General features: G+C 71.2%; 14 protein-coding genes and 7 tRNA genes. 9 read left to right on the top strand and 12 right to left on the bottom strand.

The genetic code is table 11. The annotated features are described in order from the left end of the window. Window positions 1-20 precede the first annotated feature (20 nt). Window positions 21-587 carry a DUF4365 domain-containing protein gene (locus ABT127_RS08815; protein WP_111665701.1) on the bottom strand — a complete coding sequence of 189 codons (567 nt, stop codon included), beginning with the start codon at window positions 585-587 and terminating at the stop codon, window positions 21-23. Between the two features lie 214 nt (window positions 588-801). Between ABT127_RS08815 and ABT127_RS08810 the strand changes: the two genes are divergently transcribed. Further along, window positions 802-1,527 (top strand): 3'-5' exonuclease, encoded by a 726-nt coding sequence (locus ABT127_RS08810; protein WP_351446046.1) that lies wholly within the window; start codon window positions 802-804, stop codon window positions 1,525-1,527. Window positions 1,528-1,624: 97 nt separating this feature from the next. Here the strand turns inward: ABT127_RS08810 and ABT127_RS08805 are convergent. The 4 genes from ABT127_RS08805 to ABT127_RS08790 all read right to left on the bottom strand — a co-directional run bounded on the left by ABT127_RS08805 (window position 1,625) and on the right by ABT127_RS08790 (window position 3,329). Continuing rightward, a tRNA-Val gene (locus ABT127_RS08805) sits at window positions 1,625-1,696 on the bottom strand. Between the two features lie 39 nt (window positions 1,697-1,735). Further along, entirely contained in the window at window positions 1,736-2,185 is a 450-nt protein-coding gene (locus ABT127_RS08800; protein WP_351446044.1) for an SRPBCC family protein, read from the bottom strand. Between the two features lie 556 nt (window positions 2,186-2,741). Further along, a tRNA-Val gene (locus tag ABT127_RS08795) sits at window positions 2,742-2,813 on the bottom strand. Window positions 2,814-2,885: 72 nt separating this feature from the next. After that, on the bottom strand, window positions 2,886-3,329 hold the full coding sequence (locus ABT127_RS08790; RefSeq protein ID WP_351446042.1) for a TIGR02611 family protein: 444 nt from the start codon (window positions 3,327-3,329) through the stop codon (window positions 2,886-2,888). A gap of 190 nt (window positions 3,330-3,519) precedes the next feature. On the opposite strand from ABT127_RS08790, the gene ABT127_RS08785 reads away from it, so the two are divergent. Next, complete coding sequence (locus tag ABT127_RS08785) at window positions 3,520-3,933, top strand: SsgA family sporulation/cell division regulator (RefSeq protein WP_004002642.1); 414 nt, start codon at window positions 3,520-3,522, stop codon at window positions 3,931-3,933. Between the two features lie 255 nt (window positions 3,934-4,188). Further along, the gene (locus ABT127_RS08780; RefSeq protein ID WP_351446040.1) at window positions 4,189-4,752 is read left to right on the top strand and encodes a CGNR zinc finger domain-containing protein; all 564 of its coding nucleotides are present in this window, start codon (window positions 4,189-4,191) and stop codon (window positions 4,750-4,752) included. 18 nt (window positions 4,753-4,770) lie between these two features. Here ABT127_RS08780 and ABT127_RS08775 read toward each other — a convergent pair whose 3' ends face one another. Both ABT127_RS08775 and ABT127_RS08770 read right to left on the bottom strand, forming a co-directional pair. Next, complete coding sequence (locus ABT127_RS08775) at window positions 4,771-4,971, bottom strand: hypothetical protein (protein ID WP_351446038.1); 201 nt, start codon at window positions 4,969-4,971, stop codon at window positions 4,771-4,773. A gap of 163 nt (window positions 4,972-5,134) precedes the next feature. Then, complete coding sequence (locus ABT127_RS08770) at window positions 5,135-5,584, bottom strand: hypothetical protein (protein ID WP_351446036.1); 450 nt, start codon at window positions 5,582-5,584, stop codon at window positions 5,135-5,137. Between the two features lie 176 nt (window positions 5,585-5,760). Between ABT127_RS08770 and ABT127_RS08765 the strand changes: the two genes are divergently transcribed. Then, window positions 5,761-6,264, top strand: a complete 504-nt coding sequence (locus tag ABT127_RS08765) for a DsbA family protein (RefSeq protein ID WP_351446034.1) — start codon at window positions 5,761-5,763, stop codon at window positions 6,262-6,264. Window position 6,265: 1 nt separating this feature from the next. Here the strand turns inward: ABT127_RS08765 and ABT127_RS08760 are convergent, their stop codons facing one another. Genes ABT127_RS08760 through ABT127_RS08750 form a run of 3 tightly spaced genes read right to left on the bottom strand, consistent with a single transcriptional unit; the run spans window position 6,266 to window position 9,035 of the window. Further along, window positions 6,266-7,090, bottom strand: coding sequence for a GNAT family N-acetyltransferase (locus ABT127_RS08760; RefSeq protein ID WP_351446032.1), 825 nt, complete (start codon window positions 7,088-7,090; stop codon window positions 6,266-6,268). Window positions 7,091-7,144: 54 nt separating this feature from the next. Further along, the gene (locus ABT127_RS08755; protein WP_351446030.1) at window positions 7,145-7,966 is read right to left on the bottom strand and encodes an aminotransferase class IV; all 822 of its coding nucleotides are present in this window, start codon (window positions 7,964-7,966) and stop codon (window positions 7,145-7,147) included. Window positions 7,967-7,997: 31 nt separating this feature from the next. Beyond that, the gene (locus tag ABT127_RS08750) at window positions 7,998-9,035 is read right to left on the bottom strand and encodes a chorismate-binding protein (RefSeq protein WP_351446028.1); all 1,038 of its coding nucleotides are present in this window, start codon (window positions 9,033-9,035) and stop codon (window positions 7,998-8,000) included. Between the two features lie 202 nt (window positions 9,036-9,237). Between ABT127_RS08750 and ABT127_RS08745 the strand changes: the two genes are divergently transcribed. The 5 genes from ABT127_RS08745 (at window position 9,238) to ABT127_RS08725 (ending at window position 9,742) form a co-directional block, all read left to right on the top strand. Next, window positions 9,238-9,310, top strand: a tRNA-Gly gene (locus ABT127_RS08745). 37 nt (window positions 9,311-9,347) lie between these two features. Continuing rightward, window positions 9,348-9,421: transfer RNA gene (locus ABT127_RS08740), tRNA-Cys, on the top strand. Between the two features lies 1 nt (window position 9,422). Further along, window positions 9,423-9,494: transfer RNA gene (locus ABT127_RS08735), tRNA-Val, on the top strand. A 38-nt stretch (window positions 9,495-9,532) separates the two neighbouring features. Beyond that, window positions 9,533-9,604, top strand: a tRNA-Val gene (locus tag ABT127_RS08730). A gap of 63 nt (window positions 9,605-9,667) precedes the next feature. Next, window positions 9,668-9,742 (top strand) — tRNA-Val (locus ABT127_RS08725). A gap of 60 nt (window positions 9,743-9,802) precedes the next feature. Here the strand turns inward: ABT127_RS08725 and ABT127_RS08720 are convergent. Both ABT127_RS08720 and ABT127_RS08715 read right to left on the bottom strand, forming a co-directional pair. Next, a complete protein-coding gene (locus tag ABT127_RS08720) occupies window positions 9,803-10,084 on the bottom strand; it encodes a TFIIB-type zinc ribbon-containing protein (RefSeq protein WP_351446027.1) in 282 nt (93 codons plus the stop codon). Between the two features lie 69 nt (window positions 10,085-10,153). Further along, window positions 10,154-11,110, bottom strand: coding sequence for a phosphotransferase family protein (locus tag ABT127_RS08715; protein WP_351446025.1), 957 nt, complete (start codon window positions 11,108-11,110; stop codon window positions 10,154-10,156). Between the last annotated feature and the right edge of the window lie 183 nt (window positions 11,111-11,293).

The following is an 11,293-nucleotide window of genomic DNA, read 5'->3' as shown; positions in this document are numbered from 1 at the left end:
TGCCGGGCGATGTCGCCCGGTCAGGGCCGCCCGCCCGTCCCGACCCGGGTCATGATCTCGCACAGTGCGCGGTCGTCGAAGATCCGCGCGGTCGGGATACGGACGGTGGTCCTGCGCCTGCCGGTGACCGGGTGTCCGGCGAGGTTGGTCCAGTAACAGCAGTGCCGCAGGTCGAGCCGGTCGTGGCTGGCCCGCAGCCAGTCGTCCTGGGAGCGCGGCACGAGCATCACGACGAGGATCTTGTGCACCGAGACCGGGGTCCGGGCGAGCTTCTCCAGATGGGGGTTGTCGAGCGTGAAGGAGAAGGACGGGCCCGGTGGGTTCGGCGCGACCTGATACGTCGCTTTGAGCTGCACTTTGATGGTGACTTCGTCGTCGACCGTGTGCCCGGGGGCGCTGTGGCTGACGTGCCAGTCGATGCCGTTGTCGGGAAAGGGCTGCGAGAGCGAGCACCCGGCGGCCGCGGCCACGGCGTGCAGATAGCCCACCTGGAGGGTCTCCATGCAGGCGGTGGTGGCGAGTGTGCCGCGCGACGGTGCGAACCGCTCGGGCAGCAGCCCGCCCTGTTCGGGCTGCGCGAGCGCCATGGTTCAACTGGCCTTTCGGAACGGTGAATCCCCGCTGAGATCAAGAATTTGATCAAACCCGAGTCAATGGCACCCCGCTGAACTGCCATGACTCGTATCTGTGTTGTCACCGCTCGGCGTACGACGCAAACGGCCCGGGTATCACCGGAACGGGCAGGGGACCATACGTCGACATGACGTCATCTGCCGTATGTGAAGAAGGAGTTGATGGCACATGACGTGCTGGTACGAAGGCCCCCTGGCGGCCTTCGACACGGAGACCACGGGTGTGGACGTGGAGAGCGACCGCATCGTGTCGGCGGCGCTCGTGGTGCAGGACGTCGCGGGCGCACGTCCGCGGGTGTCCCGGTGGCTGGTCAATCCGGGGGTGCCGGTGCCGCCCGGCGCGACGGAGATACACGGCCTGACGGACGGTCATCTGCAGCGCAACGGCCGCTGGCCGGCGCCCGTGATGGAGGAGATGGGCCGGGCCCTCGCCGAGCAGGCGGCGGCCGGACGCCCGCTGGTGGTGATGAACGCCCCCTTCGACCTGACCCTGCTGGACCGGGAGTTGAAGCGCCATCGCGCGTCGTCCCTGGTCCAGTACCTGGAGAACCGGCCGCTCTGCGTGCTGGATCCGCGGGTCCTGGACAAGCACCTGGACCGGTACCGCAAGGGCCGCCGCACGCTGACGGATCTGTGCGCGCACTACGAGGTCGAGCTGGCGGATGCGCACGACGCGGCGGCCGACGCCCAGGCGGCGCTCGATGTGGTCCGTGCGGTGGGCCGTCGGTTCGCGACCCGTCTCGAACGTCTCTCCCCCGCCGAACTCCACACCCTCCAGGCGGTCTGGCACGCGGCCCAGGCACGCGGCCTCCAGGCCTGGTTCGCCCGCTCGGGCACTCCCGAGACGGTGGACCCCGCGTGGCCGCTGCGCCCGGAACTGCCGGCCGCGGCCTGATCCTCCCTCGTCCCCGTCGGGCGGAACCGTGGCACAGCCATGCCCGCGGACAGCAAAAAACCGGCCCGCCGAATCGGCGGACCGGTCATTCTCCGGGTGGGCGATACTGGGTTCGAACCAGTGACCTCTTCGGTGTGAACGAAGCGCTCTCCCACTGAGCTAATCGCCCGGGAACGGGTTGAACAATACAGGTCGTGGCGCCCTGTGTTCAAACCGGTCGCAGGAGGGCGGTCAGGCCGCGTCGGCCGCCGCGCATCATCCACGCGTGATTGGCGAGGAAGACGGGTCTTCCCGGCACGGCGAAGCGCCGCATCAGAGGTCTGCGCACCTCCACCTCCTGCTCGTAGACGGCCCGTGTGCCGCCGAAGGGGCGGGCCCGCAGCGTCCATCGCGCCCACCCGTCGAGGTCCCCGCTCATCGCGATCTCCAGGACCCCGCCGGCCGGGTCGCGGCGCCGCTCGTGGGCCACGACCGTCAGCTCGTACGGCAGAAAGGACCGGAAGACGGCGACGCCGCCGGTGTCGTCCAGTGGCGTCACCGACCGCACCTGCGGCCACCACGCCGGATAGTCGCCCGCCTTCTCCAGGACCGCGAACACGGCGTCCGGCGGCGCGGGGAGGAGCCAGACACTGCGGAAGCGGTAACGGTTCCAGTCCATGAGTCGAGTCTGCCGGGATCAGGACATTCTGTCCCGCACCGCGTGCCGGAGACGAAAAGATGGCCACGGGGGCACCGAACTGCCAGATGGCCAGGGCCGCCAGGGCGACCAGGGCGTAGAGGACGTGGTCCGGATCGCCGATCCGGTCTCCGGCGTCCGGCCCGAACGGCCTCTGCGTCCGGTCCACGACGGCGTCGTCCGAGAACACGGCCCACCGTACGGAGCCGGCCCACCGCCCACCTGACCGGCCGTCAGCAAGCCTTTCCGGAAGTTTTTCAGGGTCAGACACCCGGCCTCGCGCGGGACTTGAGGTCCATCGGCACACCGCGCTTGTCGTACGTGCGGAGGAGCGCGACCGAATTCCGGAATACGCCGGGCGGATTACCACCGGAGGTCCGCGTGATGGAACTTCTCCCAGAAAGGCTTGTAATCGGTGAATTCCGGAAGTCCCACCGGTCCATCACCCGAGCCGCCGTCACCGCCTCCGCGGCAGGCGGCGCACACGGAAACGCCGAGGGCCCCGGAGACTGATGTCTCCGGGGCCCTCGGTTCCGGGTGGGCGATACTGGGTTCGAACCAGTGACCTCTTCGGTGTGAACGAAGCGCTCTCCCACTGAGCTAATCGCCCGGGCGCAGGAAGAACATTACCCCATGTCAGGGGGGCCCAAGACCACCCCGCGCCACTCCGGTCGGCGGCGGGTCACTGCTTGATGTTCCACGGCATCTCCAGGCCGAACTTCCACACGTAGATCCCCACCAGCACGGCGATGATCACCAGGCCGACGGTGGTCAGGATGATGTTCCGCCGGCGCACCTTCGGATCGAGCGCCTTCTGCGTGGCCTCGGTGACCTTGCGCTTCGTCCAGCGCAGCACCAGCTGCGCCCAGACGAACTCGGTCGCCCAGATCGCCATGCCCCCGAAGATCACCAGCCAGCCGGGTCCCGGCAGCGGCAGCATGATGATGCCCGCGACGACGACCGCGAGCCCCACCACGAAGACGCCGACCTGCCAGCTCAGGTGCAGCGCCCGGCGTGCCTGGACGAACTCGGGCGCCCGCGAGCCGAGCGGCCTCGCTTCCGGCTCGGATCCGGTCTCGTCGGTGGCGGCGGCTCGACCGCTCGCTTCGTCACTCCCCGTATTCATACAGCCAAACCTACCGGATTGATTCGCGTCACTGGAATGGCCGTTCCCCTACAAGAAAGACTCCGCCGTACGAGCTACCTAAAGACGTTCAAAACCCTCAGAGGGGTTTACAACGGCACCGTAGGTGGCATGTCGATTTCGCCGACGTGCGAATCCCCGAGCGCACACTGAGCGAAAGGCCCTGGCGCTTATGAACACCACGGTCAGCTGCGAGCTGCACCTGCGCCTCGTTGTGTCGAGCGAGTCCTCACTGCCTGTACCCGCAGGACTGCGGTATGACACGGCCGATCCGTATGCCGTGCACGCCACCTTCCACACCGGAGCCGAGGAGACGGTCGAGTGGGTTTTCGCCCGCGATCTCCTCGCCGAAGGCCTTCACCGGCCGACCGGCACCGGAGACGTCCGAGTCTGGCCGTCCCGGAGCCACGGTCAGGGCGTTGTCTGCATCGCCCTGAGCTCTCCCGAGGGTGAGGCCCTGCTCGAAGCCCCGGCGCGGGCCCTCGAGTCCTTCCTGAAGCGGACGGACGCCGCCGTGCCACCCGGCACGGAGCATCGCCACTTCGATCTCGACCAGGAGCTGTCGCACATCCTCGCGGAGAGCTAGTCGCGAAGACGGGCCCCGCGCCGGTAGCCAGCCGGCGTCAGGCAGTGCGAGAGCGCCCCGTGCCGTCCACTCGGGGAGACGGCACGGGTTCAAGCACAGCAGGACAACCGCATAGGGCAGACAGCCGGGCCGCCGCCGTGGGAGCTTCCACGGCGGCGGCCCGGGTGCGCTCCCGGCCCCCACGACAGGGACAGGCGCTAGGCTCGGCCAGCATCGGCGGGCGCAGGCCCGACCCCCCAGGCCAGGGAGCGAATCGTGCTGATCACCCACGACACCCGGTGTGCCCTCGACACCGTGGTGGATCTGGTGAACACCGCACCGGACGACGCCGCCGGCACGGCCGACCGTCTCACCGATGTCCCCGCGCTCGAGGTTTTCGTCCGGAAGAACGAGATCAGCGACGTGGGCACGGTCGCGGAGCGTGACCTCGTCGCGGTGCGCGCGGTGCGTGACCGGTTCGCCGGAGTCTTCGCCGCGCCCGACCCGCGCGCGGCCGCGGAGCTGATCAACGACCTGATCGCCGCCGCCGGCACCACTCCACGGCTGACCGACCACGACGGCTACGACTGGCACGTGCACTACTTCGCGCCCGGTGCGTCCGTCGCGGACCACCTGGCGGCCGACTGCGGCATGGCTCTGGCTTTCTTCGTGGTCGCCGGGGAACAGGAGCGGTTGCGGCGCTGTGACGCGCCGGACTGCCGGCACGCGTTCGTCGACCTCTCCCGCAACCGCTCGCGCCGCTACTGCGACAGCCGCACCTGCGGGAACCGGCTGCACGTGGCCGCGTACCGGGCGCGCCGCAAGGAGGCCGCGGGCTGAGCCCCGGCACGCCGCGGCTCACAGCAGCAGCAGGTCGTGCAGCGCGGCCAGCAGGAGCAGGCAGCCGATCACCGAGAGGAAGATCATCAGTGGTGGCTGCGAGAGCGCGAAGAGGCAGCCGCGCCGTGTGTCGGGGTCGGGGGTCACGGGGACGGGTGGCGGGGCCTCCCGACCCTTCTCTGCGTTCAGCTGTTCGTCCAGCTGCGGTGTGTCCAGCATCTCGTCGTGATGATGACCCAAGCGGGCGACGCCGGGGGGTCAACATCCGCGATATCGCGGGCAGTTCGCCGGATCTTGTGACCACACACACGATCAGCTGAACGAATCCGGAAGGCCTCTCGCACGTGCGTTCAGGCGGACCGGCGGCTTCCGCGCACGGCGCTCAGATGCCGTGCTTCTTCAGGATCGCCTCGATGTCGCTGAAGTCGTCGCCGGCGCCGGACTGCCCCTTCGGCTTCGGCTGCGCGACGGGGGCGGAGCGGGTGGCCGGGCCGAGCGAGGGGGCCGACGCGTCCGGAGCCACCGCCTCGCGCCGCTCCGCCCGGGCCGCCGCCCTGCGCTCCTTGCGGGTGCCGCCGGAGCGGCGCTCGACGGCGCGGGTCACCATGAACAGCAGCCAGGCCGCGCCGAGCACGGCGAAGCCCGCCCACGCGGTCGGGCTGAACGCCGTGTCCACCACCCACTGCACGGCGCCGGTCATCACCAGCCCCAGCGGGACGAGGGAGTAGGCGGCCAGCCGGGCGGCCGCGAGGAAGCGCTTGCGGTACGCGGTGACGGCGGCGATGCCCAGGCCCGCCACGGCCACGGCGGAGCAGACGGTCTCGGCAATCATCCGGTCCTCCTGGGTTCGGGCCATCGGTCGGCATCGGGGCGGTTCGCCCCTTCCATCCTGCACCGACCCGGGGGCCCGGGGCCACGGCCGGGACGGACCTCAGGGAGATCTCCGGGTCCCGTCTCCTCCGCAGGTCCGAGTGGGCCCGAAGCCGCCGGGCCTGGAAGACTGGGCGCATGAACGCCCCGAACCCGGCCCCCGTCCTCGACGTGTGGTGCGAGCTCCAGTGCCCGGACTGCCGCACGGCCCTGGACGACGTACGCGCCCTGCGGGAACGCTACGGCGACCGCATCGAGATCCGTCTGCGGCACTTCCCGCTCGACAAGCACCCGTACTCCTTCGCCGGAGCGCAGGCCGCCGAGGAGGCGTTCGTGCAGGGCAAGGGGTGGCCCTACGTGGAGGCCGTGCTCGGCCGGGTCGAGGAGTTCGCCGCTAAGGGCGAGCCGTTCCTCGTCGAGATCGCGGGCGAACTCGGGCTCGACGCCGAGGAGTTCGACACCGCGCTGATCGACGGCCGGCACATCCTGATCGTCGACGCCGACCAGGCCGAGGGCAAGGTCATCGGCGTGAAGGGCACTCCGACGTACGAGATCGACGGCAGGATGCTGGACGGCAGCAAGAACCAGGCGGGGCTGCGGGCGCAGATCGAGGCGATCGTGGACGGGCTGCTCGGGGCGTAGGTCAGAGCAGCTGCTTGTAGAGGTGGTGGCGGGTCGGCGCGTAGCCGAGCGACTCGTAGAGCCGCAGTGCCGGGATGTTGTCCGCGAAGACGTTGAGGCCGATCCGGGTGGCGCCCGCCGCGATCGCGTCGGTCTCGGCGTACAGCATCAGGGCCCGGCCGTGGCCGCGGCCCCGGTGGTCGGCGGCCACCTCGATGTCGTAGATGTAGGCGCCGTCGGGGCGCTGGGCCACCCACAGCGTGCCGACCGTCTCGCCGTCGTGCTCCAGCACGCTGATCAGGACGTCCGGGGTGCCGATGCCGTCGGGGAGCAGCGCCGCGTGGTCGCGCTCGGACTTCTCCCTGGCCTCGCTCTCCGTGGCGCCGCGCTCGACGACGGTGCGCTCGTAGCGCGCCTTCTCCCTGGTCAGCCACGGCCCGTACTCGGCCTCCGTCATCCGGCGCCCCACGCTGCCGGGCGGGAGGGCGGGGGGCTGCCGCGGCAGGGGCTTGGCCATGTTCCGGTTGCGCTCCACGTAGCCGAGCGCCCCGGCCAGCCGCAGCAGGGCGGACTGGTCCGCGGGGACGGCGGCCTCCAGGCGGCGGCAGTTCCAGCCGCGGGCCACTTCCTCGGCCGCCAGCGCGGCGACGGTGCCACGGCCGCGCCCCCGGTCCGGTTCATCGATGCGCAGATCGAGGATCTGGGCGACGGAGGGGCCGAAGCCGGGGTGCGTGGCGAGGTGGAGGGTGCCCACGGGCCGGCTGTTCACGCACACCGCGAAGCGGCGTGAACGATTCCCCTCGGCGGTGCGCTGAAGCGGCTCGGTCGGCCGCAGGGTCGTGGTCATCACGGGTGTTGTACCCATCCGCGCCGACGGGCGACAGCGGTTTTCACCGGACGGTCACGGATCGACGCGGTCCGCGGCCCGCTCGTCCCACACCCGCATCGCCTTGGCGGTGACCGGGCCCGGCGCGTCCGGCAGCTGCCGGTCGTCGATCCGGTGCACGGCCTGGATGTCGCGCAGGGTCGAGGTCAGGAACACCTCGTCGGCCTCGCTGAGCACCGACAGCGGCAGCTCGGTCTCCCGGGCACCCGTCCACTCGACGGCGAGCGCGCGCGTGATGCCCGCGAGGCAGCCGGAGGCGACCGGCGGGGTGTGGATCTCGCCGTCGAGGACGACGAACACATTGGACCCCGTGCCCTCGCACAGCTGCCCCACGGTGTTCGCGAACAGCGCCTCGGACGCGCCGAGTTCACGGGCGCGGGCGAGCGCGACGACGTTCTCCGCGTACGAGGTGGTCTTCAGGCCCGCGAGGGCGCCCCGCTCGTTCCTGGTCCACGGCACGGTGATCACGGCCGTGGTGTCGGGACGCCGCACGGTCTCGCCGACCGCGACGACGAGCGTCGTGCCCGCCTCCCCGCGGTCCGAGCCGAGCGGCGAGAGGCCGCCGGTGTACGTGATCCGCAGCCGGCCCAGCGGCAGGGGGTTGGCCGCGAGCACCGCGTCGCAGGCCCGGCGCACCTCGTCGAGGTCCGGCTCGGGCAGACCGAGGCCGCGCGCGGAGCGGGTGAGCCGGTCGAGGTGGCGGGTGAGCGCGAACGGCGTACCGTCGACCGACTTCACCGTCTCGAAGATGCCGTCGCCCACGGTGAGGCCGTGGTCGAAGACGGAGACACGCGCCTCCTCGGTGTCCTGCAGACGGCCGTCGAGCCAGATCTTCACGGGGTTCTTGCCTCTCGTCGTGCGGCACGCTCTAGGCGTCGGCGTACGTTCCCGACGCTACCGCGAGCAGCCTTGCAGCCTTCAGCTCGGTCTCCCGCCACTCCCCCTCGGGGTCGGAGCCCCAGGTGATGCCGGCGCCGGTGCCGAAGCGCAGCGCGCCCGCGGCGCGGTCGATCCAGAACGTACGGATCCCGACGGCCAGTTCCCCGGTCCCCCGGTCCGCGTCGACCCAGCCGATCCCGCCGCAGTACGGGCCGCGCGGCGCCGTCTCCAGCGCGTCGATGATCCGCAGCGCGCTGGACTTGGGGGCGCCGGTGACGGAGCCGGGCGGGAAGGTGCCCGCGAGCAGTTCGGGCCAGCCCGCGTCCTCGCGCAGCTCGCCGCGGACCGTGGAGACGAGGTGGACGAGGCCCGGGTGCTTCTCGACCGCGCACAGGTCCGGCACGGAGACCGTGCCGGTGGCGCAGACGATGCCCAGGTCGTTGCGGACCAGGTCCACGATCATCACGTTCTCGGCGTAGTCCTTCTCCAGGAGGTCGGCCTCGGTGCGGCCGGTGCCCTTGATGGGGCCGGACTCCACCACCGGGCCCCGGCGGCGCAGGAACAGCTCGGGCGAGGCGGTCGCGATCTCCACCCCGTGGCCGGGGAGCCGGATCGTGCCCGCGTAGGGCGCAGGGTTCCCGCGCGCGAGGAGAGCGGTGAGGGCGTCGACGTCGGCGTCCGGCGCCACCGGCGCGGACAGCACCCGGCAGAGATTCGCCTGGTACACCTCGCCGGTCGCGATGTGGGCCCGTATACGGCGCACCCCCTCCGTGTACGCGGCGTGGTCGAGGGACGACACCCAGTCCGTCGCGGCGGGCCCGCGCCAAGCGCCCGGCCGGGGGGCCGGCACCGGTTCCCTGCGCACCTCGCCGAAGCGGGCGCAGACCAGCCGCCCCTCGAAATCCGCGGAGACCGCCCAGAAACCCGCCGAGTCCAGGGCCGCGGGGTCGTCGGTGACGTCCAGGAGGCCGGTCGCGACGAGTTCGCCGAAGCGGGCGAGAGGAGACAGAGAGGAGGAACCGTGCACGGTTTCGAGTCTATGGCGGGTGACCGGGCGGTGACCTGGGGTGGAGGTCCGGTCGTCGGTCCGGTGATCGGTCCGCTGGTCATACCGGTGATCACCTCGGGGTCGCACCGCAGCACGCTGCGCAAACGCGTTTTGGACCTCCCCCGGGAATCCGCTAGAGTTCAACACGTCGCCGGGACGCGGAAGCGAAACGGAAAGACACGCGAACGTAGCTCAGTTGGTAGAGCGCAACCTTGCCAAGGTTGAGGTCGCCGGTTCGAACCCGGTCGTTCGCTCAGGATGTGGGGGATCTTCCCGAACCCCTACGCTCCTGGTGGAGTGGCCGAGAGGCGAGGCAACGGCCTGCAAAGCCGTCTACACGGGTTCAAATCCCGTCTCCACCTCCATGCGCGATTAGCTCAGCGGGAGAGCGCTTCCCTGACACGGAAGAGGTCACTGGTTCAATCCCAGTATCGCGCACTGGATCTTCGGACTCCGGTCCGTATCCGATCCGTCCCGCGCGATTAGCTCAGCGGGAGAGCGCTTCCCTGACACGGAAGAGGTCACTGGTTCAATCCCAGTATCGCGCACGCATCACCACGCAGTACCTGGCAGTACCCCTCGCGGAGCCTGATAGAGTCTGGCCCGTTCCCGCGCGATTAGCTCAGCGGGAGAGCGCTTCCCTGACACGGAAGAGGTCACTGGTTCAATCCCAGTATCGCGCACCAGCAAGAAGCCCCCGGTCCTCACGGCCGGGGGCTTCTTCGTGTGTCAGGGACGGGGAGGGCTCAGGAGGAGAAGAGCATCCGGCCGAAGCCCCGCTGGTGGTGGCCGTGGTGCCCGTGGTGGCCGTGGTGCGGAGCGCCCCAGGCGGGGGCCGGGGCGGCGGGATAGGCCTGTGGGGCGGGCGGGGCCGGTGGGGCCTGCTGCTGCCACTGGGACTCAAGGCGGGTCAGCGACTCCAGCTCGCCGTAGTCCAGGAATATCCCGCGGCAACCGCTGCACTGCTCGATCTGGACGCCATTGCGGTTGTAGGTGTGCATCGGTGCGTGGCACTTGGGACACTGCATGGTCGGCTCAACTCCTCGCCGGTCGGTGCTGCTTCGCCGGAACACTTCCCGGCTTCCGTCCCCCGCACCCTACTTGGCCGGATCGGTCCCCAACTGGGTCGGCACGGATGCCATGCGGACACAGGCGTCGACGACAGCCTCCTCCACCTCGTCGAGCACACGTCCCGCTCCGGTGGCCTTCGCCACGGCGAGTGCCGCGGTCTGCACGGTGAGCGCGCGGGCCGGCACGTCCAGGGCGGGCCAGGGGTCGTCGAGGCTCAGTTCCTTCGCGCCGCCCGCGCGTTGGTAGGCGGACAGGAAGCGCGTCCAGTCCCCGGCGGGCAGCAGGCCGCAGGCGAACCAGGCCGCCGGGCGGGCCAAGTCCCACGCGGGGTCGCCGAGTCCGAGGTCGTCGATGTCGATGAGGAGCCAGGACGCGGGGTCCGTCGGGTGGCGGACCAGCTGGCCGAGGTGGAGGTCGCCGTGGCAGAGCGCGCGGGCATGGTCGTACGGAGCCTCGCCGCGGGCCCAGGGCGGCAGGGTGCGCCACGCGGCGAGGATCGGCGGCGCGGCCGGGTGGTCGGGGGCCGCGGACCGCAGGCGGGCCAGCGCGGCGGCCGCCTTGCGCGGGCCGCGCATCGCGGGCAGGCCGGGCGGCAGCCGGTGCGGCGGAACGCTGTGGAGGCGGGCCAGGAGGGCGCCCGCGGCCTCCCACGGCGCTCGCTCGGGGTGGTCCGGGTCGACCGGGGTGCCGTACGGCCAGTAGGTGACCATGCGGTCGTGCAGGGACGACGCGGTGGGACGCAGCGGCGGCAGGAGTACGCCGGTCAGGGCGGGGTGCGCGGCGACTGCGAGCCGGCGTTCGAGGCCGACGGGGTCGGTGCCGGGCCCGTGGGCCTTCGCGACGGTGTCGCCGTGCCGGACGACGGCGCCGTCGGGGCGGTCCGCGAGCGTGCTCGCGCCGCAGACGCACGCGATGCCGGCGGGGTGGGCAGCCGTCCGGGCCCGGGCGCGCAGCTCGGGAAGGATGGGTGTGGAGGTGGTCACGGGTCCCCCGGGTGTGGTGCGTGGTCGCGCCGAGCCTATGGCTCCCGGCCGCTGCGCGTGCGCCTGGGCAGAGGGATCCGGAAAACCGGGGAAGCGGCCCGGAAAAGCAATACTGCGCGCAGCTCCCCAGCTGCGCGCAGTATTTGTGCCGTCCGCCGCACCCCCGTCCCCACGGGGTTTCAT

Origin of the sequence: Streptomyces sp. NPDC001904 (genome assembly GCF_040297005.1) — a bacterium.
Lineage (GTDB): Bacteria > Actinomycetota > Actinomycetes > Streptomycetales > Streptomycetaceae > Streptomyces.
This window is presented reverse-complemented; position numbering and strand designations above follow the sequence as displayed.